The sequence below is a fragment of the Nocardioides ganghwensis genome, assembly GCF_014779655.1.
Lineage (GTDB): Bacteria > Actinomycetota > Actinomycetes > Propionibacteriales > Nocardioidaceae > Nocardioides > Nocardioides ganghwensis.
In genome coordinates this window covers 84,321-106,884 of sequence record NZ_JACXYX010000017.1, presented here as the reverse complement: position 1 = coordinate 106,884, position 22,564 = coordinate 84,321, and the positions used below count along the sequence as shown (strand labels likewise).

Here is a 22,564-nt window from a genome sequence, read left to right as displayed (position 1 = left end):
CCGAGGTCACGCGAGGGAGAGGAAGAGCTTCTCCATCTTCTTCACGTCGAGGCTGTCCACCTCGCCGTCGCCGGCCACCAGGCACTGCTGCAGCCCGCTGGCGACGATCGCGAAGCCCGCCCGGTCGAGCGCCTTGGAGACCGCAGCGAGCTGCATGACGACGTCCTCGCACTCGCGCCCCTCCTCGAGCAGCCGGAGCACGCCGGCGAGCTGCCCCTGGGCGCGCTTGATGCGGTTGATGACGGGCGTCATCTCGTCGGGGTCGAGCTGCATCAGTCCTCCTCGGTGGGTGCGGCCAGTGCGGCGAGGGCCGCGGTCAGTCGCTGCTTGGCGTCCGCGGCGACGGAGTCGAGCGCGCCGGAGTCGGACAGGCCCATCATCGCGTCCGGGTCGAAGGCCTCCACCAGGGTGGTCGAGTCGTCGAGGGAGCGTACGACGACGTTGCACGGCAGCACCGCGGCGATGGACGGGTCGACCTGGATCGCCTCGTAGGCGAGTGGCGGTCGGCACGCGCCGAGGATGACCTGCGGGGGCAGGTCGACGTCGAGCTTGGCCTTCATGGTGGCGGCGAGGTCGATCTCGGTGAGGATCCCGAACCCCTGCTCGGCCAGCGCTGCGCGCGTGGCGTCCACGGCCTCCGCGTAGGGACGGGCGATCTCGACCGACAGCGTGTAGGTGGTCATGTGCCAAGCATACCCCCCGGGGTGTTTTTGCTTTATGTCCGGATACCCCCTAGGGTATTTCTCGACCGGTTGGAACACCCGATCAAAAGAGGATTCGCATGTCACACCCGACGCCCGAGATCACCCTCGAGGAGTTCGCCGCGGAGCGGGAGGACGGCATCACCGTCGACGTCCGCGAGCGGGGCGAGTACGCCCAGGGCCACGTCCCCGGCGCCGTCCTGGTGCCGATGGGCCAGCTGGCCTCGCGCCTCGGCGAGCTCGACCGCTCGACCCGGGTCCACGTCATCTGCGCCTCGGGCAACCGCTCGAAGGCGATGACCGACCTCCTCGTCGCCCAGGGCTTCGACGCCGTGTCCGTCTCCGGCGGCACCCGGGCCTGGATCGCCTCCGGCCGTGCGATCGGGGTGGGTCTGTGATGACCGACCTGACCGTCCTCGTGATCGACACCCCCACGCTCGGCGACCGCAGCTACCTCGTGCACGACGGTGAGGTGGCCCTCGTGGTCGACCCGCAGCGCGACATCGACCGGGTCCTGGCCCTGCTCGACGAGCACGGCGTACGCCTGACCCACGTCTTCGAGACCCACATCCACAACGACTACGTCACCGGCGGCCTCGCGCTCGCGCAGCGGACCGGTGCCCAGTACCTCGTCAATGGCGAGGACGACGTGTCCTTCTCCCGTACCCCCGTAACGGACGGACAGGTCGTCGAGGTGGGTGGACGTATGCGCATCACTGCGCTGGCAACCCCCGGCCACACGTTCACCCACCTCTCCTACCTCCTCACCGACGTCGGGCCCGACGGGGACGAGCACGTCGGCGTGTTCTCCGGCGGGTCGCTGCTCTACGGCGCGACCGGGCGTCCCGACCTGCTCGGACCCGAGCACACCCACGAGCTCGTGCACCACCAGCACGCCTCCGCCCACCGGCTCGCCGACCTGCTGCCCGACGAGGCGGAGGTCTACCCGACCCACGGGTTCGGCTCGTTCTGCTCGGCCACCCAGTCGGACGCGACGTCGTCGACCATCGGCCGGGAGAAGCAGGCGAACCCCGTGCTCACCCAGGACGAGGAGACCTACGTCGAGGAGCTGCTGGCGGGCCTCGGCCCCTGGCCGGCCTACTACGCCCACATGGCACCGGCCAACGCCGCCGGTCCCTCCGAGCCCGACCTGTCTCCCCCGGCCGTCGCCGACGCCACCGAGCTGCGCCGACGCATCGACGCGGGCGAGTGGGTCGTCGACCTGCGCAACCGCACCGCGTTCGCCGCCGGGCACGCCCCGGGCACGCTCAACTTCGGCCTCGACGGCGGCTTCGCGACCTACCTCGGGTGGCTGGTCACCTGGGGCACGCCGATCACGCTGCTCGGGGAGACCGCCGAGGACGTCGCCGAGGCGCAGCGCGAGCTGGTGCGCATCGGCATCGACCGGCCGGCGGCCCACGCCACCGGCGGCCCGGAGGACTGGAGCGACCGCGAGCTCAGCTCGTTCGCGACCGCGACCTTCGCCGACCTCGCCCAGGTGCGCCACCACCGCGAGGTGGTCGTCCTCGACGTGCGCCGGGCCGACGAGCACGACGCCGCCCGCATCGACGGCGCCGTCAACATCCCGCTGCACGAGCTGACGGCCCGGCTCGGCGACGTGCCTCCCGGTGAGGTCTGGGTGCACTGCGCAGGTGGCTACCGCGCGTCCGTCGCCGCCTCGATGCTCGACGCCGCCGGCCGCACGCTCGTGGCGATCGACGACACCTTCGACAACGCCGAACAGGTGGGCCTCCACCTCGTGGGGCCCGAGGCGTGATCGAGCTCCTCCTCGCCGTCGTCGCCGGCGCGCTCATCGGGCTCAGCCTGGGAGCGCTCGGCGGCGGCGGCTCCATCCTCGCCGTCCCCGTGCTCGTGGCCCTCGGCCAGGGGCCGGCGCAGGCCACGACCGGGTCGCTGGTCGTGGTGGCGGTGACCTCGCTCGCCGGTGCGGTGACGGCGCACCGGGCCGGCAACGTGCTGCTGGCGCGCGGCCTGGCCTTCGGCCTCGTCGCCACCGGCGGCGCCGTCGCGGGCGCCCGCGCCTCCAGCGCGGTCCCCGAGCCGGTCCTGCTGGCGGCCTTCGCCGCGCTGATGCTGGTCGTGGGCGGCCTGCTCGCCGTACGCCAGTGGCGCGGGCGGCACGCCGCCCCGGCGGACCGGAGCACCCGCCACCCCGTCATCGACGACCCGATCATCACCTTCAGCCCCACCTTCGCCTGCCAGTGCCCGCGGGCCCTGAAGGTGCTGGTCACCGCGACCGTCGTCGGCCTGCTCACCGGCTTCCTCGGCGTCGGGGGCGGCTTCCTCGTGGTGCCGGCACTGCTGCTCGCGCTCAGCCTGCCCGTCGAGTTCGCGGCCGGCACGTCGCTCGTGGTCATCACGATCACCAGCACCGTCGCCCTCGCCGCGCGGGCCGGCAGCGGCACCGCGCCCGACTGGTCGCTGGTGGCCGCACTCACCGTCGCGGCCGCGCTGGCCGCGGTCGCCGGCGCCCGCCTCGCCGACCGCGTCGACACCCGACGCCTCTCGGCCGCCTTCACCGGCCTCGTGCTGGTCGTCGCGGCGTACACCGCCGCCGTCGCACTCCCCGCGCTCGTCTGACCCGATCCACCCTCCCCCCACACGACAGGACCTCCTGACATGACGTCGACGGCGACCCGCCGCCACGCTGCCCCGTCCCCCCGACCCTCCCTCCGCCCCGGTCGGGACCTCGACCGGGACCTCGACCACCGCCCCGGCCCGCTGGGCCGCCTCGGGGTCTGGGTGACCCACCACCGTCGCCTCACCGCCGCGATCTGGGTGCTGCTGGTCGTCGGCCTCGGCGTGTTCGCCCCCAAGGTCGAGGCCAACCTCTCCGGCGCCGGCTGGCAGGCCGACGGCTCGGAGTCCGTCGCGGTGCGCGAGCTCGCGACCGAGAGCTTCGGCGGCAACGCCAGCTCGGCGATCCAGGTGGTGGTGCACAGCACCGACGGTGCCGTGACGCAGGGTCGTGGCGCCGACGTCATCGCCGAGGTGACGGCCGTGCTCGAGGACGAGTCGCGCATCGCCGACGTCCTGGCCCCCCAGCCCGGAGCCACCCTCAGCGAGGACGGCACCACCGCCGTCGTCCTCGCCGGCGCCGGTGCCGACCCCAACGAGATGGTCCGCGTGGCCGACGACCTCAAGGGCGAGCTCGAGGCCCTGTCCGGTGACGGCATCGAGGTCAACCCGACCGGCGCCTCCCTGCTCTGGTCGGACTTCAACGAGGCCAACCTCGAGGCGATGCTGAAGTCCGAGATGCTCTCGTGGCCGGTGACCCTGGCGATCCTCGTGATCGCCTTCGGCGCCCTCGTCGCCGCCGGGCTCCCCCTGATCCTCACCCTGGCCGGGCTCGTGGCCTCGGCCGGCTCGCTGGTGCTCATCAACGAGCTCGTACCGGTCTCCATCTGGGCGATGAACTTCGCCATGATGTTCGCCCTCGCGCTCGGCATCGACTACGCGCTGTTCCTCGTCGTCCGCTTCCGGGCGGCCCGGATGGGGCACCACGAGACCGCCCGCCAGGCCGTCGCCGAGACGATGGACACCGCGGGCAAGGCCGTCCTGCTCTCCGGCATCACCGTGCTCGTCTCGCTCTCGGCGGTCATGCTCGTGCCCTCGCCGTCCTTCCGGTCGATGGCCGGCGGGATCATGCTTGCGGTCACCTTCGTGCTGGCCGCGACGCTCACGCTGCTGCCACTGGTGCTCTTCTCCCTCGACCACCGCATCAACAAGCTCGCGCTGAAGTGGGTGCACACCGGCGAGCACCGCTCCCCGAAGTTCGCCGCCTGGGGCGAGCGGCTGTGGAAGCGCCCGGTCGCGTTCGGCCTGGCCTCGCTCGTCGTGCTGCTGGCGCTCGCCGCGCCCGTCATGGGGCTGCGCACCGCGATGCCCTCGATCCAGGTGCTGCCCGAGGAGGCCAGCGCCCGCGTCGGCTACGACCGGGTCCAGGAGGCCTTCGGCGAGGGTGCGCCCGGCACGCTCCAGGTCGTCGCCGACGAGGCGGACGCCGACGAGACGTACGACGCGCTCGTGGCCGACCGCGGCATCGCCGGCGCCATGCCCGCGCAGCCCGCGACCGACGACAGCGGGACCGTCCTCATCTCCGCGGTGCCGACCGTCGACCCGTCCGACCCTGCACTCGGCAACACCGTCGACCGGCTGCGGGCCGAGCTCCCCGGCTCGGCGCTCGTGGGCGGCGCCGCGGTCGAGAACCTCGACCTCAAGGCCCAGCTCGACGACTCCACCCCGCTCGTGATCGGAGTGGTGCTCGCGCTCGGGTTCCTCCTGCTGCTCGTCGCGCTGCAGGCGCCGCTGATCTCGCTGCTCGGCACGCTCGCCAGCCTGCTGTCCACGGCCGCGGCCTTCGGGGTCGCCCGGCTCGTGTTCCAGGACGGCATCGGGTCCGACCTGCTCGGCTTCGAGTCGCAGGGCTTCCTCGACGCGTGGGCACCGGTGTTCTTCTTCGCGATGATCTTCGCCATCGCGATGGACTACACCGTCTTCCTGCTCGCCTCCGCCAAGGAGCACTACGAGCGCTCGGGCGACCCCCGCGAGGCGATGGTGGGCTCGCTCGCCCACTCCGGCCGCGTGATCTTCGCCGCGGGCGCGGTCATGGTGGCGGTGTTCTTCACCTTCGCCCTGTCCGGACCGCTCCCGCCCAAGGAGATGGGCATCGTGCTCGGCGTCGCCGTCCTGCTCGACGCGTTCCTCGTGCGCCTCGTGCTGCTCCCGGTGATGCTGCGCCTCACCGGACGGGCGGCATGGTGGACCCCGCGCTGGCTCACCCGCGTGCTGCCCACCATCACGTTCTCCCACGGCTGATCCCGGCCACCCATCACCCACAGAAGGAGATCCACCATGTGCCGAGCTGTTCGATGCAAGACCTGCGGCAAGACCACCTGGGCCGGCTGCGGCCAGCACGTCGGGCAGGTCAAGGCCGGCGTCCCCGCGAAGGACTGGTGCAACGGCCAGCACACCGCGGCGGAGAAGGCCGCCAGCGGCACCGGCGGCGGCTTCCTGTCCCGGCTCCTCGGCCGCGGCTGACCCGGCCCGGATGCTCGCCGTCCTCGCTGCGTGGCCGGCCCGGCGGTGGCTGGTCGCGGTCGGCGCGACGCTCGCGTACACGCTGCTGGTCGCGATCCCGACCGACCTCGTCGACACGCCGGTCTTCGGGCGCGAGGTGCCACCGACCTGGTGGGCGTGGCCGGCGCTCGTGGCCTCGTCGCTGCTGGCCGGGCTGCTCACCGCGTCCTACGTCGCCGCGCCGCCCCCGAGCGACGCCGGCGACACCGGCGGCGCCGACCGGGCCGCGCGCGGCGGCTGGGCGGGCGGCGTGCTCACGTTCTTCGCCGTGGGCTGCCCGGTCTGCAACAAGCTGGTGCTCCTCGCGCTCGGCAGCGCCGGGGCGATGACGTGGTTCGAGCCCGTCCAGCCGCTGCTCCAGCTCGCCGCCGTGGGCGTGCTGGTCTGGGCGCTGGACGTACGGCTGCGCGGCGAGCGCGCGTGCCCGGTCCGCTGACCCGTCACGGGTGGTAGACCGCGCGGTGCGGTCGCGGGCTCGCGAGCAGCACCGGGCAGATGGCCTCCCTGAGCACGGCTCGCGCGACGGGGCCGACGTGCGACCCGATCGGCACGAGCGGGTCGTGGCGCCCGATCACCAGCAGCTCCGCGTCCGCGGACGCCTCGACCAGGGCCTCGGCGGCACGGCCGTGGACGACCTGCACGTCGGCGTCCATCGCCGCCGTGAGGTCCCCGAGGGCGTCGAGGGCGGCGCGCACCTCGGCACGCGAGCGGTCGGACCACCGGCGGATCTCCTCGGCCGCGAGCGCCTCCTCGTACGGGCCGGGCAGCGACCACGAGTGCACGAGCCGCAGCTGGGCCCCACGAGCGTGCGCCTCGGCCATCGCCGCGCGCAGCACCTCCGCGGACCGGTCCGGGACGTCGATGCCCGCGACCACCACGCCTCGGCGCCGGTCCTCGTGCCAGCCGCTCGGGACGGCCACGACCGGGACCCGCAGGTGCGCGGCCACGCCGCCGGCGACCGTACGGTTCACGATCCGCGACAGGCGGGACAGGTGCCGGTGCTCCAGCACGACCATCCGCGCGGTGCGACCGACGTCGACGAGCACACCGACGGGCGTGCCGCGGCGGAGCTCGTGGGTGACGGGGACGGCGCCCTGCACCAGGTCGTCGGCCAGCTTGACGACCTCGGCGAGGCGCTCGGCGCCCCACGCCTCCAGGTCGATCGCGGGGAGGAGCACCTGGTCGGGGCCGGGCGGGACGAGGCTGACGGCGTGCACGAGGTGCAGGCCGCAGCCGACGCGTACGGCCTCGTCGGCCGCGAAGGCCAGAGCGGACTCGACCTCCTCCGGTCCGACGCCGACGACGATCCGCGGAGCGGTGGTGGCGGGGGCGGGCTGCTGGGTCATGACGTCCTCCTCGGTGGTCCTGTACCCCCACTCTTCGCCGACCGCGGCCTGGGACGAAGGGTCCTTGGGCCCGCTGAGCTGCGGCAAAGGGCCCTGCTCCGCGCCGCCCGCCCGGGGGAGGCTGGAGACGAGCCTGAGGAGGTCGACATGCGCGCGTTGCGTCTGAAGGACTGGAAGAGCGAGCCGGTGCTCGAGGAGGTGCCGCGCCCGGAGCCCGGACCCGGCGAGGTGCTGGTGCAGGTGGGCGCCGCGGGCGCGTGCCACTCCGACCTGCACCTGATGCACGAGTTCGAGCCGGGAAGCCTCCCGTGGAGCCCGCCGTTCACCCTCGGGCACGAGAACGCCGGCTGGGTGCACACCCTCGGTGAGGGCGTGACCGGACTCGAGGTCGGACAGGCCGTCGCGGTCGTCGGCGCCTGGGGCTGCGGCACGTGCGCGCACTGCCTGGCAGGGCTGGAGACCTACTGCGAGCGGCCCGACCTGGCGCCCGTGCCCGGCGGCGGAGGCGGACTGGGCATGGACGGCGGCATGGCCGACTACCTGCTCGTCCCCGCGGCCCGCCACCTCGTCCCGCTGCCCGACGGGCTCGAGGTCGTCGACGCCGCGCCGCTGACCGATGCCGCGCTCACCCCCTACCACGCCGTACGCCGCTCGCTGGGCAAGCTCGGCCCGGGCACCACGGCGGTGGTGATCGGCGTGGGCGGCCTCGGCCACCTCGGCCTCCAGGTGCTCAAGGCCGTCACCGCGACGCGCGTCATCGCCGTCGACGGTCGTGACAGCGCCCGCGCCCAGGCGTCCGCCCTCGGCGCCGACCTGGTCCTCGAGCCCGGCCCGGACACCGCCGAGCGCATCCGCGAGGCGACCGGCGGACGGGGCGCGGACGTGGTGCTCGACTTCGTGGGCTCCGACGAGACGCTGGCCACGGCCGCGGCCGCCATGCGCCAGCTGGGCGACCTCACGATCGTCGGGATCGCCGGCGGCACGCTGCCGGTGTCGTTCTTCGGCCTCCCCTACGAGACCAGCGTCCAGACGACCTACTGGGGCAACCGCAGCGAGCTGGTGGAGGTGCTCGACCTCGCCGCGCGCGGGCTGCTGCACGCCGCCACGACGATCTACCCGCTCGAGGAGGCGGTGTCCGCCTACGACGCCCTGGCCCACGGTCGGATCGACGGCCGGGCGGTCATCGTGCCCAACGACACGTTCACGCCCTGACGTCGGTGGCGTCGTCGGGAGCGCCCGTCGGAGGGTCTACGTTGGATCGGTGAATCCCGGCAACAGCAGCTATGACGTCGTCGTGGTCGGCGGCGGACACAACGCCCTCGTCTCCGCCGCCTACCTGGCCCGCGCAGGACTCTCCGTCGTCGTGCTCGAGCGGCTCGGCCACACCGGCGGGGCCGCCGTGTCGATCGAGCCCTTCGCCGGCCAGCCCGCCCGGCTCTCGCGCTACTCCTACCTCGTGAGCCTGATGCCCGAGCAGCTGATGGCCGACCTCGACCTCGACGTCCGGCTCGCCTCCCGCACCACCGCCTCCTACACGCCGTGGACGCGGGGCGACCGGACCGGCGGCCTGCTGGTCGAGCGCCCCGAGGGCGAGGCGACCCGGGCGTCGTTCCGCGAGCTCACCGGCGGCGACGAGGAGTACGCCGCGTGGCAGGAGTTCTACGCCGAGGTCGGTCGCCTGGCCGAGGTCGTGGCCCCCACGCTGATGCAGCCGCTGCCGCTCGAGCGCGACGTACGCGCACTGGTCGAGCAGCGGATCTGGGCCGACGTCGTGGAGCAGCCCCTGGGCCGCGCGATCGTCGACCGGTTCGCCGACGACACGGTGCGCGGCGTCGTCGCCACCGACGCGCTGATCGGGACCTTCGCCTCGATGGACGACCCGTCGCTCGTCCAGAACCGCTGCTTCCTCTACCACCTGATCGGCAACGCGACCGGCGAGTGGCGGGTGCCGCTCGGCGGGATGGGCGCGGTGACCGACGCGCTGGCGAAGGCCGCGGTCGAGGCGGGCGCCGAGATCGTGACCGGTGCCGGCGTCAGCGCGATCACCCCCGGCCCCGACGGCGCCGAGGTCACCTGGCACGACGGCAGCCAGGAGCGCTCGGTCACCGGGCGGCGGGTGCTGTCCGGGGTCGCTCCGTGGGTGCTGCGGATCCTGCTGGGCGAGGGCGAGGACCCCGACACCAAGCCGGCGGGATCGCAGCTCAAGATCAACTTCCTGCTGGACCGGCTGCCGGCCCTGAGGTCCGGCGAGGACCCGGCCGTCGCCTTCGCCGGGACCCTCCACCTCGCGGAGGACTACGCGCGGCTCGAGCAGGCGTACGCAGCTGCCGCCGCCGGCCGCGTGCCCGACCCGCTGCCGGGCGAGGTCTACTGCCACAGCCTCACCGACCCCTCGATCCTCGGCGACCGCGCCGGGTCGGCGCACACCCTGACCTACTTCGGCCTGCACACCCCGGCCGGGATCTTCGACGCCGACCCCGGCGCCCGCGACCTCGCCGTGCAGCGGGCGCTCGCCTCGATCGACGCCGTCCTGGCCGAGCCGCTCGCCGACTGCCTCGCCACCGACGCCGACGGCCGGCCCTGCATCGAGGCGAAGATCCCGCAGGACGTCGAGCAGGACCTCGCGATGCCCGGCGGCCACATCTTCCACGGCGACCTCGAGTGGCCGTGGGCACCCAACCGCGCGCGCCTCGACACGCCCGCCCAGCAGTGGGGCGTCCAGACCTGGCACGACGCGGTGCTGCTCTGCGGGTCCGGCGCGCGTCGCGGCGGCGCCGTGTCGGGCCTCGGCGGGCACAACGCCGCGCAGGCCGTGCTCGCGGAGCTCTGACCGGCCACCCTCGATTTCGCCTCCCGATCACGAGGCGGTAGAGTTCTACTCGCTTCACCGCCTGCGCCATTAGCTCAATTGGCAGAGCAGCTGACTCTTAATCAGCGGGTTCGGGGTTCGAGTCCCTGATGGCGTACCACTCGACGAAGGCCAGGCCCCGACCGGGACCTGGCCTTCGTCGTCGGACGACGTACGAGCCGAGCGAGCGGGGGCCGGGATGGACGAGGAGCAGTGGCGGCTGTTGTCGTCGATCGCTCGTCGCTTCTACCTCGAGGACGCCTCCAAGACCGAGCTCGCCGACGAGTTCTCGATCAGCCGCTTCCGTGTCGCCCGGCTCCTCCAGCAGGCTCGCGAGCAGGGCGTCGTGACGATCGAGATCCACGACCGCGACGAGCCCCGCGACGCACTGTCGGCCGAGCTGGCGAACCACCTCGGCCTCGACGAGTGCGTGGTCGTCAAGGCCGGCGACACCGGTGACGACAACCGGCGTCGCCTGGCCAGGGCCGCGGCGCCCCGCATCGCGCGGAGCATCCGCGACGGCGACGTCCTCGGCCTCACCTGGGGCCGGACGCTCGTGGCGATCGGCGAGGAGCTCCCGGCCCTCCCCCCGAGCACGGTCATCCAGCTCACCGGGACCGTGGGCAACGACCTGCGCCAGTCCCCCGTCGAGGTCATCCGCCGCATCAGCGGGCGGTCCAGCGTCGAGGCCGTGGCGGTCTTCGCACCGCTGTTCGCGGCCTCCGAGAGCGCGGCCGACACGTTCCGGAGCGACCCGTCGATCCAGTCCGCCCTCAGCCGCTACAGCGAGCTGGCGCTCGCCGTCGTGGCCGTCGGGTCGTGGGACCCGCCCATCACCCAGCTCGGCCCCCTGCTGCGGGACGACGAGCGCGCCGAGCTCGAGCGCGAGGGCGTCGTGGCCGAGATCGCCGGGATCTTCTTCCGCGCGGACGGCTCGGTCATCGAGACCGACCTGAGCCGCCGCCGCATCTCGGTGACCGCCGACGAGCTGAGGCGTACGCCTCGCGTGATGGCGGTCGCGGGCTCCGTCGAGAAGACGGCCGCCATCGCCGCCGTCTGCCGGTCCGGGATCCTGAGCAGCCTCGTCACCGACGACCGCGCAGCCGCCGCTCTGCTGCGACTCCCGCCCCGCTGACGAAGCGCCGACCCGAGCGCTGATCGAGCGCTGACCCGACCTCCTGGCCGCCTCCCGGCCGGCGAGGCGGACGTCGCACGCCCCTTGACTCCGTCGGAGCGCGGTGCTGTAATCCATGTCACTCTCAAACGTGCAGTGATGCTCATATGAGCGCATGGAGGTTCGCCGAGATGCTCGTGAACGGCCTGGAGGTCGAGGTCGACGTCGACCAGGAGCTGGTCGAGGAGACGTTGGTCCCCGCACTCGCCGAGGTGGCCGCGCGTCCGCGGGCCCACCGGCGGGCGTTCGCGTTCCTCGTCGGTCCCCCCGGGGTGGGGAAGTCGACGCTGGCCGCGGTCCTGGCCGAGGCCGGGGCCCGCCGCCGTCCGGCGCCGATCGAGATGGACGTCGTCGGCATCGACGGCTTCCACCTCCCGCACAGCCACCTCACCTCGCACCACCTGCGCACGGCCCACGGAACGGTCCCGCTCAGCTCGATCAAGGGCGCGCCGGAGACCTTCGACGTCGAGGCGCTCGCCCGGCACCTCGCGGCCTCCGCCGACGACGACGTGGTGTGGCCGACGTACGACCGCCGCGTGCACGACGTCGTGCCGGGCACGCGTCCGCTCAGCGCCGACCTGGTGGTGGTCGAGGGCAACTGGCTGCTGCTCGACGAGCCGGGCTGGCGCGACCTCGCGGTCCACGCCCACTACGTCGTGCTCCTCACGGGCGACCCGGGCCTGCTGCGCGAGCGCCTCGTCGAGCGGAAGGTCCGTGGCGGCCTGACCCCGGCCGAGGCCGAGGCCTTCTACGAGCGCAGTGACCGGCTCAACGTCGAGCGCGTCATGGCCTCCTCCGACTTCAGCAAGGTCGACCTGACGCTGGTGGTCCAGGCCGACGGAACCATCCAGCAAGGAGAGATGTGATGAGTCAACCGATCGATGGCGCCCTACCGGCCGAGGCCGGGACGAGCCTGCGCGCGCGCATCCAGGCGTTCGGCGGGTTCCTGACCGCGATGGTGATCCCCAACGTGGGGGCGTTCATCGCCTGGGGACTGCTCACCGCCCTGTTCATCCCGACGGGCTGGCTGCCCAACGAGGACCTGGCCGCGCCCGTCGGGCCGATGATCACCTACCTGCTGCCGCTGCTCCTCGCCTTCACGGGCGGCAAGCTGGTGCACGGGCATCGCGGCGGTGTCGCCGGAGCGGTGGGCACGATCGGCCTGATCGTCGGCGCCGACATCCCGATGTTCCTGGGCGCCATGATCATGGGACCGCTGAGCGCCTGGCTCATCAAGCAGGTCGACCGGGTGCTCGAGCCCAGGATCCGCTCCGGCTTCGAGATGGTCGTCAACAACTTCACACTCGGCTTCCTGGGGCTGGGGCTCATCATCGCGTCCTACCGGGTCATCGGCCCCGTGATCAGCGCGCTCAACGACCAGCTCCTCCGCGCGATCAACGCGCTCGTCGACACCGGCGCCCTGCCCCTGCTCTCGCTCCTCAACGAGCCGGCCAAGGTGCTGTTCCTCAACAACGTCATCGACCAGGGCATCTACTACCCGCTCGGTCTGCAGGTCGCCGCCGACGAGGGCAAGTCGATCTTCTTCATGGTGGCCTCCAACCCCGGCCCGGGCCTGGGCCTGCTGCTGGCCTTCTGGCTCTTCGGCCACAACCGGGTCATCCGGGACAGTGCACCGGGAGCCGTGATCATCCACTTCCTCGGCGGCATCCACGAGATCTACTTCCCCTACGTCCTGATGAAGCCCGTGACGATCCTCGCGATGATCGCGGGCGGCGCCTCCGGCATCGCGACCTTCATGCTCTTCGGCGTGGGCCTCACCGCCGGCCCGAGCCCGGGCTCGATCTTCGCCTACCTGGCCCTGACGCCGCCCGGCAACCACGTCGGCGTCATCGCGGGTGTCGTCGTCGCGGCCGCCGTGAGCTTCGTCATCACCGCCGCCATCCTCAAGTTCGGCCGTGGCGCCGGCGAGGAGGACGAGGCGGACCTCGAGGAGCACACCGCGCGCTCGCGTGCCATGAAGGCCGAGGGCAGCGCCGTGCTGACCGGCGTGATGGGCGGCGTGGGCAGCACCCAGCGCGGCGGGGCCGACGTACGCCGGGTCGTCTTCGCCTGCGACGCCGGGATGGGCAGCAGCGCCATGGGCGCGAGCGCCTTCGGCAAGCAGCTGCGCAGTGCCGGTCGCGAGGACATCACCGTGACCCACGCGGCGATCGAGTCGGTCCCGTCCGACGCCGACCTGGTCGTCGTCCACCAGGACCTCGCTCGTCGACTGAGGTCCGCCCGGCCGGACGTCGAGGTCGTCACCATCCAGAGCTACCTGGGCGACCCAGCGCTCGACGCCCTCAGCCAGCGCCTGACCGAGAGGAGCACCAGCGATGCCGAGCAGTGACACCAGCCGTCCGACACCGGCGCGACTGACCCGCGCGGCCCGTATCCACGGGACCCACAAGGTGGCCGTGGGCGAGTTCGAGCTCCCCGACATCGGACCCGACGAGCTGCTGCTCCGGGTGGTGAGCAGCAGCATGTGCCTCTCGACCTACAAGGCCATGTCGTTGGGCAGCGAGCACAAGCGCGTCCCCGACACCATCTCCTCGGAGCCCGTGATCACCGGCCACGAGTTCGCCGGTGTCCTCGAGGAGGTCGGGGCGGACCTGGCCGATCGGTTCACCGCCGGCCAGAGCGTGGCGATCCTGCCGACGATGGGTCTGCCCAGCGGGTACTCCCCGGGCTACAGCTATCCCTACTTCGGCGGCGACGCGACCTACTGCATCGTCCCGGCGATCGCCGTCGAGAAGGGGTGCGTGCTGCCGTACGACGACGGCTACTACGCCAACGGTTCGCTGGCCGAGCCGATGTCCTGCATCATCGGGGCGTTCCGGTCCAACTACCACACCGAGCCGCTCGTGTGGGAGCACCACATGGGGCTGAAGCCCGGCGGCCGGCTCGCCCTCCTCGGCAGTGGCGGCGCCATGGGCATCGGGGCGCTCGACTACGCCCTCCACGGGCCGTTCACCCCGAGCCTCGTGGTGGCGGTCGACGTCGACGCGGAGCGGCTGGAGCGCCTGCGCACGCTGTTCCCCGCAGAGGAGGCGCGCCGCCGCGGGTGTCGCCTCGAGGTGGTGGACGCGAGCGGCCTGGACCCCGTGGAGGCGCTGCGCGCGATCTCCCCGGACGGCTATGACGACGTCGTGGTGTTCGCCGCGATCACGGAGCTCGTCGAGGCCGGCGACGCCGTCCTCGCCCACGACGGCTGCCTCAACTTCTTCGCCGGCCCCACCGACAAGACGTTCTCCGCGTCGCTGAACCTCTACAACATCCACTACGAGAGCACCCACCTCGTGGGCACCTCCGGCGGCTCGCGCAGCGACATGGAGGAAAGCCTGGCGCTGTCCGCGTCCGGCGCGATCAACCCCTCGCGCATGGTGACGCACGTCGGCGGGCTCGAAGCCGTACCCGACGCGCTGTCCGACCTGCCCTCCTTCACCGGGGGGAAGATCCTCATCTACCCGCACGTGGACATGGACCTCACGGCCATCGCCGACTTCGAGGCCCACGCGGAGCAGGACCCCCGGTTCGCCCGGCTCGCGGAGATCTGCGCCGAGCAGGACGACATCTGGAACCAGGCCGCCGAGGAGTACGTGCTGGAGGCCTTCGCGTCGGAGGTGCGCACATGACGGCGCTCAGCGAGCTCCTCACCCACGAGACCATCGCCCTCGACGAGGAGGCCGACGACTGGCAGGACGCCATCCGCCTCGCGGGCCGCCTCCTCGAGTCGGCCGGCGTCGCCGCCCCGGCGTACACCCAGGCGATGGTCGACAGCGTGCACCAGAACGGGCCCTACATCGTGCTGGCCCCGGGCTTCGCCTTCCCGCACGCGCGGCCCTCCGAGGCCGTCCACCGGACCGGGATGTCGTGGGTGCGGCTGAAGTCGCCGGTCGAGTTCGGGAGCCGCGCCAACGATCCCGTCACGCTGGTGGTGGCGCTGGCGGCGACCGACAGCTCGACTCACCAGCAGGCGATGGCCTCGCTCGCCACCGTCCTGACCGACACCTCGCTCCGGGAGTCGCTCGACGAGGCGACGTCGGCCGCGGAGGTGCACGCGATCCTCCGCGGGGACGCCTCCACCGTCACCGCCGCACCAGCAGAGGCCGTCGCACCAGCCGATGACGCGGGACGTACGCGACCCGAGGGTGGGGGCCGTACGCGCGACCACATCCTGACCGTGTGCGGCAACGGCCTCGGCACGAGCCTGTTCCTCAAGAACACCCTCGAGCAGGTCCTCGACAGGTGGGGCTGGGGCGGCCTGATCACCGTCGAGGCCACGGACACGGTCTCGGCCCGCGGCAAGGCCAAGGACGCCGACCTGATCCTCACCTCGGGCGAGATCGCCCGCGCGCTCGGGGACGTCGGCGTACCCCTCGTCGTGATCGAGAACTTCACCAGCCAGCGGGAGATCGACGCCGCACTCCGCGCGTCGTACGACATCTAGAGGCACCAAGGAGAGATCGACATGGACTGGCTCGTGACCGCGGCGCAATTCGTCGTCAACGAGGTCCTCAGCGTCCCGGCCTTCCTCATCGGCATCATCACGGCGGTGGGGCTCGCGGCACTGCGTCGCCCCGTCGGGCAGGTCGTCGGGAGCGCCCTGAAGGCGACGCTGGGATTCCTCCTGATCGGCGCCGGCGCCACCCTGGTCGTGGCCTCGCTCGCCCCGCTCGGGGTGATGATCGAGGGCGCGACCGGGGCGCAGGGCGTGGTGCCGACCAACGAGGCGATCGCGGGCATCGCGCAGGCGGAGTACGGCGCGCAGGTCTCGTGGCTGATGATCCTCGGCTTCGCGGTGAGCCTCGTGCTCGCCCGGTTCACCCCCCTGCGCTACGTCTTCCTCACCGGCCACCACATGCTGTTCATGGCGACCCTGCTCACCATCGTGCTCGCGTCCGCCGACTACGCACCTGCCGTCGTCGTCGGGGTCGGCGGGCTGGTGCTCGGGATCCTCATGGTCGCCCTGCCGGCCTTCGCCCACCCGTGGACCCGTCGGATCACCGGCGACGACAGCATCGCCATCGGCCACTTCGGCACCGCGGCCTATGTCGCCGCCGGCGCGGTGGGCAGCCGGATCGGTCGCAACAGCCGCTCGACGGAGGACCTCCGTCTGCCCGAGTCGCTCAGGTTCCTGCGTGACTCGATGGTCGCGACCGCGCTGTCGATGGTGATCATGTACGTGGTGCTGGCGGTGACCTTCCTGGCCCGTCGCGGCCGCGAGACCGCCTTCGAGGCGTTCGAGGGCGGCGCGACGGGAGTGGGCGACTACGTCATGCAGTCGGTCACCCAGGGCCTGCAGTTCGGTGTCGCGGTCGCGGTCATCCTCTTCGGGGTCCGGACCATCCTGGCCGAGCTCGTGCCGGCCTTCCAGGGCATCGCCGCCAAGGCCGTGCCCGGCGCCATCCCCGCACTGGACGCCCCGATCGTGTTCCCGTACGCGCAGAACGCGGTGCTCCTCGGCTTCCTGTCCAGCTTCACCGGGGGCCTCGTCGGGCTGGCCGTGCTGTCGGTGTGGCTCAACCCCTGGCTGGGCCTGGCCCTCATCCTGCCCGGCCTGGTGCCGCACTTCTTCACCGGCGGCGCGGCCGGCGTCTACGGCAACGCCTCGGGCGGACGGGTCGGGGCCCTCGTCGGTGGGTTCCTCAACGGGTTGCTCATCACGTTCCTGCCGGCCCTGCTGCTGGAGGTGCTCGGCGACTTCGGCGACGCCAACACCACCTTCGGCGACACGGACTTCGGATGGGTCGGCATCGCGACGGGCTACCCGGCGCTCCTCGGGGCGGCCGGCATCCCGCTCATCGTCCTCGTCGGCGCGGGCATCCTCGGTGCAGCCATCATGTGGCAGAAGCGGGTGGTCGACACCGGGTGGGACCCGGCTCCGCACCGCGAGCGGGTGGGCGGCGCCGCCGAGGCCGGGAGGACGGGCGCGCCCGAGCGCGAGCTGGCGACGAAGATCTCCCCGCCGCGCGGCGCACCGGCACCGCCTCCTCCGCCGACCGACTGAGGTCCGCGGCTGGAGCCACCGGAAGACATGCGAGGAGCCGGTCCGTGCGGACCGGCTCCTCGATGGTTCTCCCGCAGGGTGCTCCTACGTGAAGAGGCTGACGCCACCCGGGCCGACGAGCAGCCCGACGATGATGAGCACGATGCCCCAGAGCATCTGACCCCTGATCAGCGACACGATGCCGGCCACCACGAGGATGACGGCGAGGATCCACAGCAGAAATGCCATTTCATGCTCCCTTCGGTTGTGCCCTCAACCTAGCCCTCGCGGAGGGCCGGCGACACCGGGCCACACCCGGAGGGATGGTGGGGGGGTGGGAGGGCTCAGCCCTCCTCGCGCAACCGCGGCGGCGTGAACCCTTCGGGCTTGAAGCCGGTCTTGTCGGCGTAGAACTCCCGCAGCACGTCCATGTCGGCACTGACGTCGCCGGTCGGGTGGAACGTCGGCCCCCAGCCGACGGTGCGCGAGGGCGCGTCGAGGAAGGCGAGCGTGATCGGGAGGCCGGTCTGGCGGGCGATGCGGTAGAAGCCGGACTTCCAGTACTCGCCGCGCGAGCGGGTGCCCTCGGCCGCGATCCCGATCAGCCACGGGTCGCCGCCCTCGGCCTCGGCGAGCAGCTCCTTGATGGTCCTCGCCGGGTTCTTGCGGTCGAGCTCCACCGCGCCGGTGCGACGCAGCAGCCAGCCGAGCGGGCCGACGAAGAGCTCCTGCTTGACCAGCAGCCGGATGGTGATGCCATACCTCCAGGCCAGGAGCATGGTCAGCACCCAGTCCCAGTTGGAGGTGTGCGGCGCCCCCACGAGCACGCCGCGCTGCGGCACCTCGCCGACGGTCTTCCACCTGATGGCGCGCAGGACGAGCCCGGCGATCCTACGACGCAGCACGGGAACGTCCTTTCTTGCGCTCGCGCGCGAGGTCCCACAGGTAGTGGTCGAAGTCGACCTCCATCGTGTGGCGTGGTGAGGGGTAGAACCGTCGCTGGGCGCGCGCGTGCTCGGCAGCCATCTGCCGGCGTACGTCCGCCTCCGACGGCGGGACGTAGCGACCCGCGAGCGTCTCGGCGATCCAGGCCGCCTGTGCCTCGGCGAGCGGCATCACCGCGCCGAGCGGCTGGAGCAGCCCGAGGAAGTAGAGGCCCGGCAGGTCCGGGTGGACGGTGCGCTTCCACAGCGGCAGGTCGTTGTCCCGGGCGGAGACGAGCTCGGGCGCGAGGAACGGGAAGCTCACGCGGTAGCCGGTGGCCCACACCACGAGGTCGGCCGGCGCGCTCGAGCCGTCGACGAACACGACCCGGTCGCCGTCGAGCCGCTCGATGCCCGGCCGTGCGGTGATCGCGCCTGCCGCGAGCCGCTCGCGGATCCGCTCCGACTGCACCGGGTGGGACTGACCGGGCTTGTGGGAGGGGGCGGGGAGGCCGTGCTTCGTCATGCTGCCCGCCGCCATCGCGCCGATGCGCAGGCGCGTGGCGGTCACCCACCACGGCACCCACCCGGGCGGCAGCAGTCCCTGGTCGCTCGGCTTGCCGAGGAAGAACTTGCGCAGCACCCACTCCGTACGCCGCACCGACCACGTCGTCGTGCGCGCCGTGAGGGACGCCTCGACGGCGATGTCCATCGCCGAGTTGCCGGCACCGACCACGACGACGTCACGTCCGGCGAGCTGCTCGGCGGAGCGGTAGTCGTGGGCGTGGATCTGCTCGCCGTCGAACGAGCCCGGATAGGCCGGTTCGGGCCAGCGCGGGTCCCAGTGGTGGCCGTTGGCGACCAGCACGGCGTCGTACGTCCGGGTCTCGGTGCCGCCGGGGCCGGTGATCCGGACGTCCCATCGGCCGTCGGCGGCGCGTGAGACGTCCTCGACGGTGGTGTCGAAGGTGATCGTGTGCCGGAAGCCGAAGTGGTCGACGTACTGCTCGAAGTAGGCGGCGACCTGGTCGTGGCGTGCGTAGGGCGGGTAGTTCGCCGGCATCGGGAAGTCGGAGTACGCCATGCGCGCGCAGGAGGTGTTGATCTCGAGGGTGTCGTAGCAGGCCGACTGGCCGTTGGAGTTGTCGAGGACCCACGTGCCCCCGATGTCGCTGCCCATCTCGAAGCAGTCGAAGCCGATGCCGGCGAGGTGGAGGTGCTTGGCCGCGGCGATGCCCGACGAGCCGGCACCGATCACGCACGCGCGGGGCAGCGACTCGTCGACCGGCACCGGCGCGGTGACCGCGGGCGCGCGGTGCGACTGCTTGACGAGGTATCCCATCAGCGGTGGCTCCCGGGGAGGGTGCTCACAGGTAGAGGCCCGTCGAGCCGCCCTCGAGGCGCTCGGCGGCGACGGCGTGGACGTCGCGCTCACGCATGACGACGTAGACCTCGCCGTGCACCTCGACCTCCGCCTTGTCCTCGGGGTCGAACAGGACCCGGTCGCCGACCTCGACGGCGCGGGCGTGCGGGCCGACCGCGATCACGCGCGACCAGGCCAGGCGACGGGCACCCATCGCCGCGGTGGCGGGGATGACGATGCCGCCGGTGGAGCGGCGCTCCCCCGCCTCCTGGTCGACCTCGACGAGGAGGCGGTCGTGCAGCATCTTGATCGGGGCGGCCCTCATGCCCCCGGTGCCCGGCACGGCGCTCAGCGCGCGACCTTGCGGACGACGGCGAGCAGCACCACGACCCCGACGACCGCTCCGGCGGCCTTGAGGATGTTGTCGGTGCGCGGGGCGCCGGTGTCGAGCTCGACGAAGTGGGACTTCACCGTGGCCACCTGCCGCCCGACGATGGTCTTCGGGTGGGCGCGGTGGGCGAGCTGGTCGATGGTCGAGGCGAGCCGCTGGCGCGTCTCCTCGATCTCGCGCTCGAGCGCGCTCATGTCCTGGGTCACCCGGGAAGGCTATCAATGCGCCGGGGATCGAAACCCCAGGGCAGCTCCAGCCTGTGGGCGGCCATCAACGCCTCGTCGGTCAGCACGTCGAAGGTCGACCGGTCCGCCACCACGACTCCCTCGCTGAGCACCACGCTGCGGGAGCAGAGCTCGAGGGCGTAGGGCAGGTCGTGGGTCACCATCAGCACGGTGACGTCGAGGCTGCGCAGGATCTCGGCGAGCTCGCGCCGCGAGGCGGGGTCGAGGTTGGAGGACGGCTCGTCGAGGACGAGGACCTCGGGCTCCATCGCGAGGACCGTGGCGACCGCGACGCGGCGGCGCTGGCCGTACGAGAGGTGGTGCGGCGGCCGGTCGGCGAAGTCGGCCATCCCGACGCGGTCGAGGGCGTCCATCACGCGACGGTCGAGCGCGGAGCCCTTGAGCCCGAGGTTGGCGGGGCCGAAGGCGACGTCCTGGCGGACCGTGCCGAGGAAGAGCTGGTCGTCGGGGTCCTGGAAGACGACGCCGACGCGGCGGCGGACCTCCCTGAGGTTCTCCTTGGCGACGGGGAGGCCGCTCACCGTGACCGAGCCCTTGCCGGCGGTCAGGATGCCGTTGAGGTGCAGCACCAGGGTGGTCTTGCCCGCGCCGTTGGGGCCGAGCAGCGCGACGCGCTCGCCGCGGTGGACGTGGAGGTCGACGCCGAAGAGCGCCTGGTGGCCGTCGGGGTAGGCGAACGCGAGGTCGCGGACGTCCAGCACGGGCGCGCTCACGGGGTCTTCTCCAGCTGCGGCAGCTTCCCGTCGTAGCCGCGCGAGAGCATGGCCAGGTGCACGCGTTCGCCGCGCTCGTAGGACCGGATGAACAACGCGCCCAGCGAGCGCGCCAGCACCGGCCAGTGGCGCGGCGAGCGCGGGTCGCAGCCGCGCGAGCGGAGCGCGGTCATCATCCGGCCGAGCTCGGCGGTGACCACGTCGAGGTAGCGGATCATGAAGCCCATGATCTGCACGACCAGCTCGGGCATCCGCAGCCGCTGGAGGCCACGGAGCAGGTCCTGCGGCTCGGTCGTGGCGGCGAGCGTGAGCGAGGCGAGCACGCCGATGCTGCCCTTGACGAGCAGGGCGATGCCGGCGACGAGCCCCGGCTCGGACACGCTCACGCCGAGCACCTCGGTGCGCGGACCGTGGGAGATGAACGGCATCAGCACGGCGAACACGGCGAACGGCACCTCCACCACCATCCGCGGCAGCAGGTAGCCCAGCGGCACCCGCGAGACTCCGATGACACCGAGCAGCACGAGCGCCTCGACGACGAACACGGCGTACGCCTCGCGCGGGGTCGCGACGACGACCAGCATGAACCCCAGCAGCGCCAGCACCTTGAGGTGCGCCGGCGCGCGATGGACAGGACTGTGCGCGTGGAAGTGCAGCCGGTGCCCGTGCCCCGCGCCCATCAGCGCGTGCCGTCGGCCGGCTCGCGGCGGCGGACCAGCCAGAAGAGACCGGTGCTCAGCACGAGCATCACCACCACGCCGATGACTCCGGCGAGGCCGCCGCTGATGCGGGGGTCGTCGACGCCGGAGGTCTCGTAGTCGGCGAGCGGGCTGTCGGCTGTCGCGGACTCCTCCGCGGAGTCGATGAAGCCGGTCTGCTCGGCGACGTGCTCGAGACCGTCCGGGCGCGAGCTGGCGTAGTAGCTGGCGACGCCCGCGACGAGCAGGCTCACGACGAGGGCCACGGCGAAGAAGCGGCGGGCGCTCATTGCGGGGTCCCTGCGGCGTTGTTCGGAGGAGCGAAGCGGAGGAGAAGAACGTCGTGGGGTGCGCTCACTGCGGCACGACCTTCCTGGTCACGAGCTCGCGCTCGGCGACCAGGGGTCGGGCGCCGTGGACGAGGTCGGGCCGGGCGGCGACGACGCTGGCGACCACCAGGCCGGTGATCACCGCCTCCCCCATGCCGATCACGGTGTGCCAGCCGAGCATCGCGGTGACGACCGCGCCGAGGTCGACGGGGGCGTTGCCACCGATGGCGAACAGCCCGGTGAAGACCAGGGCCGCCACCGGCACGCTCGCGAGCGCGCCGACGGCCGCTGCGGGCGCGACGAGGTCGAGGCGCTTGGGGAGCACCCGGCGCAGCACGACGAACACCGCCCAGCCCACAGCGACGGTGACGATGCCGATCAGCGTGATGTTGGTGCCGAGCGCGGTGATCCCGCCGTCCGCCATGAGCAGCGCCTGCACGAGCAGCACGACCGACAGGCACAGCACCGCGGTCCACGGGCCGACGAGCACCGCGGCCAGAGCCCCACCCATGAGGTGGCCGCTCGTGCCTGCGCCGACCGGGAAGTTGATCATCTGCGCGGCGAACACGAACGTCGCCACCAGTCCCGCCATCGGAGCCGTACGGTCGTCGAGCTCGCGTCGCGCGCCCCGGAGCGACACCGCGACCGCAGCCGCCGCCACGGCGCCGGTCGCCACCGAGGTGGGGGCGTCGAGGAAGCCGTCGGGCACGTGCACGTCTCGCTCCTGGGTGGGCTGGTTGGATG

At 72.5% G+C, this 22,564-nt stretch carries 26 protein-coding genes and 1 tRNA gene; 15 read left to right on the top strand and 12 right to left on the bottom strand.

Annotated elements, in window-relative coordinates:
- Positions 1 to 6: 6 nt before the first annotated feature.
- Complete coding sequence (locus IEZ24_RS18060; RefSeq protein WP_129456024.1) at positions 7 to 273, bottom strand: metal-sensitive transcriptional regulator; 267 nt, start codon at positions 271 to 273, stop codon at positions 7 to 9.
- On the bottom strand, positions 273 to 683 hold the full coding sequence (locus IEZ24_RS18055) for a DUF302 domain-containing protein (RefSeq protein WP_129456025.1): 411 nt from the start codon (positions 681 to 683) through the stop codon (positions 273 to 275). Before IEZ24_RS18055 ends, IEZ24_RS18060 begins: the two co-directional genes overlap by 1 nt.
- A gap of 98 nt (positions 684 to 781) precedes the next feature.
- Between IEZ24_RS18055 and IEZ24_RS18050 the strand changes: the two genes are divergently transcribed.
- From IEZ24_RS18050 to IEZ24_RS18025, 6 genes are read left to right on the top strand one after another with little or no spacing between them, the layout of a single operon-like run.
- Positions 782 to 1,099, top strand: coding sequence for a rhodanese-like domain-containing protein (locus IEZ24_RS18050; protein ID WP_129456026.1), 318 nt, complete (start codon positions 782 to 784; stop codon positions 1,097 to 1,099).
- Entirely contained in the window at positions 1,099 to 2,478 is a 1,380-nt protein-coding gene (locus tag IEZ24_RS18045) for an MBL fold metallo-hydrolase (protein WP_129456027.1), read from the top strand. The genes IEZ24_RS18050 and IEZ24_RS18045 overlap by 1 nt, the downstream gene beginning before the upstream one ends.
- The gene (locus IEZ24_RS18040) at positions 2,475 to 3,302 is read left to right on the top strand and encodes a TSUP family transporter (protein WP_242498550.1); all 828 of its coding nucleotides are present in this window, start codon (positions 2,475 to 2,477) and stop codon (positions 3,300 to 3,302) included. The genes IEZ24_RS18045 and IEZ24_RS18040 overlap by 4 nt, the downstream gene beginning before the upstream one ends.
- Before the next feature lie 39 nt (positions 3,303 to 3,341).
- A complete protein-coding gene (locus IEZ24_RS18035) occupies positions 3,342 to 5,540 on the top strand; it encodes an MMPL family transporter (RefSeq protein ID WP_129456028.1) in 2,199 nt (732 codons plus the stop codon).
- Positions 5,541 to 5,576: 36 nt separating this feature from the next.
- Positions 5,577 to 5,762, top strand: coding sequence for a hypothetical protein (locus tag IEZ24_RS18030; protein ID WP_129456029.1), 186 nt, complete (start codon positions 5,577 to 5,579; stop codon positions 5,760 to 5,762).
- Between the two features lie 10 nt (positions 5,763 to 5,772).
- Positions 5,773 to 6,237, top strand: a complete 465-nt coding sequence (locus tag IEZ24_RS18025; protein WP_129456030.1) for a hypothetical protein — start codon at positions 5,773 to 5,775, stop codon at positions 6,235 to 6,237.
- 4 nt (positions 6,238 to 6,241) lie between these two features.
- On the opposite strand, the gene IEZ24_RS18020 is transcribed toward IEZ24_RS18025, so the two are convergent.
- Positions 6,242 to 7,147: a universal stress protein gene (locus tag IEZ24_RS18020; protein WP_129456031.1), complete on the bottom strand. Its 906-nt coding sequence runs from the start codon at positions 7,145 to 7,147 to the stop codon at positions 6,242 to 6,244.
- A gap of 147 nt (positions 7,148 to 7,294) precedes the next feature.
- Here IEZ24_RS18020 and IEZ24_RS18015 point away from each other — a divergent pair, with 147 nt between their 5' ends.
- The 9 genes from IEZ24_RS18015 (at position 7,295) to IEZ24_RS17975 (ending at position 17,179) form a co-directional block, all read left to right on the top strand.
- Positions 7,295 to 8,359, top strand: coding sequence for an NAD(P)-dependent alcohol dehydrogenase (locus IEZ24_RS18015; RefSeq protein ID WP_129456032.1), 1,065 nt, complete (start codon positions 7,295 to 7,297; stop codon positions 8,357 to 8,359).
- Positions 8,360 to 8,408: 49 nt separating this feature from the next.
- Positions 8,409 to 9,977: a phytoene desaturase family protein gene (locus IEZ24_RS18010; protein ID WP_129456033.1), complete on the top strand. Its 1,569-nt coding sequence runs from the start codon at positions 8,409 to 8,411 to the stop codon at positions 9,975 to 9,977.
- 63 nt (positions 9,978 to 10,040) lie between these two features.
- Positions 10,041 to 10,116 (top strand) — tRNA-Lys (locus IEZ24_RS18005).
- A gap of 78 nt (positions 10,117 to 10,194) precedes the next feature.
- Positions 10,195 to 11,130, top strand: coding sequence for a sugar-binding transcriptional regulator (locus tag IEZ24_RS18000; RefSeq protein WP_129456034.1), 936 nt, complete (start codon positions 10,195 to 10,197; stop codon positions 11,128 to 11,130).
- 146 nt (positions 11,131 to 11,276) lie between these two features.
- A complete protein-coding gene (locus tag IEZ24_RS17995) occupies positions 11,277 to 12,035 on the top strand; it encodes a nucleoside/nucleotide kinase family protein (protein ID WP_129456035.1) in 759 nt (252 codons plus the stop codon).
- Positions 12,035 to 13,519 carry a PTS mannitol transporter subunit IICB gene (locus tag IEZ24_RS17990; RefSeq protein WP_129456036.1) on the top strand — a complete coding sequence of 495 codons (1,485 nt, stop codon included), beginning with the start codon at positions 12,035 to 12,037 and terminating at the stop codon, positions 13,517 to 13,519. The genes IEZ24_RS17995 and IEZ24_RS17990 overlap by 1 nt, the downstream gene beginning before the upstream one ends.
- Positions 13,506 to 14,804, top strand: coding sequence for an alcohol dehydrogenase catalytic domain-containing protein (locus IEZ24_RS17985; RefSeq protein WP_129456037.1), 1,299 nt, complete (start codon positions 13,506 to 13,508; stop codon positions 14,802 to 14,804). Before IEZ24_RS17990 ends, IEZ24_RS17985 begins: the two co-directional genes overlap by 14 nt.
- Positions 14,801 to 15,619 carry a PTS sugar transporter subunit IIA gene (locus tag IEZ24_RS17980; RefSeq protein WP_129456038.1) on the top strand — a complete coding sequence of 273 codons (819 nt, stop codon included), beginning with the start codon at positions 14,801 to 14,803 and terminating at the stop codon, positions 15,617 to 15,619. Before IEZ24_RS17985 ends, IEZ24_RS17980 begins: the two co-directional genes overlap by 4 nt.
- A 21-nt stretch (positions 15,620 to 15,640) precedes the next feature.
- Positions 15,641 to 17,179, top strand: coding sequence for a PTS ascorbate transporter subunit IIC (locus tag IEZ24_RS17975; RefSeq protein ID WP_129456039.1), 1,539 nt, complete (start codon positions 15,641 to 15,643; stop codon positions 17,177 to 17,179).
- Positions 17,180 to 17,263: 84 nt separating this feature from the next.
- Here the strand turns inward: IEZ24_RS17975 and IEZ24_RS17970 are convergent, their stop codons facing one another.
- From IEZ24_RS17970 to IEZ24_RS17930, 9 genes are all read right to left on the bottom strand, one after another.
- Positions 17,264 to 17,407 (bottom strand): GPGG-motif small membrane protein, encoded by a 144-nt coding sequence (locus tag IEZ24_RS17970; protein ID WP_165356137.1) that lies wholly within the window; start codon positions 17,405 to 17,407, stop codon positions 17,264 to 17,266.
- Between the two features lie 95 nt (positions 17,408 to 17,502).
- On the bottom strand, positions 17,503 to 18,063 hold the full coding sequence (locus IEZ24_RS17965) for a 1-acyl-sn-glycerol-3-phosphate acyltransferase (RefSeq protein WP_207206878.1): 561 nt from the start codon (positions 18,061 to 18,063) through the stop codon (positions 17,503 to 17,505).
- Positions 18,050 to 19,423, bottom strand: a complete 1,374-nt coding sequence (locus IEZ24_RS17960; protein ID WP_129456040.1) for a flavin-containing monooxygenase — start codon at positions 19,421 to 19,423, stop codon at positions 18,050 to 18,052. The genes IEZ24_RS17965 and IEZ24_RS17960 overlap by 14 nt, the downstream gene beginning before the upstream one ends.
- A 25-nt stretch (positions 19,424 to 19,448) precedes the next feature.
- Positions 19,449 to 19,769, bottom strand: a complete 321-nt coding sequence (locus tag IEZ24_RS17955; RefSeq protein ID WP_129456041.1) for a GroES family chaperonin — start codon at positions 19,767 to 19,769, stop codon at positions 19,449 to 19,451.
- 23 nt (positions 19,770 to 19,792) lie between these two features.
- Positions 19,793 to 20,041, bottom strand: a complete 249-nt coding sequence (locus tag IEZ24_RS17950; protein ID WP_129456042.1) for a DUF3618 domain-containing protein — start codon at positions 20,039 to 20,041, stop codon at positions 19,793 to 19,795.
- The gene (locus tag IEZ24_RS17945; protein ID WP_129456043.1) at positions 20,038 to 20,793 is read right to left on the bottom strand and encodes an energy-coupling factor ABC transporter ATP-binding protein; all 756 of its coding nucleotides are present in this window, start codon (positions 20,791 to 20,793) and stop codon (positions 20,038 to 20,040) included. Before IEZ24_RS17945 ends, IEZ24_RS17950 begins: the two co-directional genes overlap by 4 nt.
- Entirely contained in the window at positions 20,790 to 21,473 is a 684-nt protein-coding gene (gene cbiQ / locus IEZ24_RS17940) for a cobalt ECF transporter T component CbiQ (protein WP_129456044.1), read from the bottom strand. The genes IEZ24_RS17945 and cbiQ overlap by 4 nt, the downstream gene beginning before the upstream one ends.
- Positions 21,473 to 21,781 (bottom strand): PDGLE domain-containing protein, encoded by a 309-nt coding sequence (locus tag IEZ24_RS17935; protein WP_129456045.1) that lies wholly within the window; start codon positions 21,779 to 21,781, stop codon positions 21,473 to 21,475. Before IEZ24_RS17935 ends, cbiQ begins: the two co-directional genes overlap by 1 nt.
- A 64-nt stretch (positions 21,782 to 21,845) precedes the next feature.
- Positions 21,846 to 22,535, bottom strand: a complete 690-nt coding sequence (locus IEZ24_RS17930; RefSeq protein ID WP_129456046.1) for an energy-coupling factor ABC transporter permease — start codon at positions 22,533 to 22,535, stop codon at positions 21,846 to 21,848.
- Positions 22,536 to 22,564: the final 29 nt, after the last annotated feature.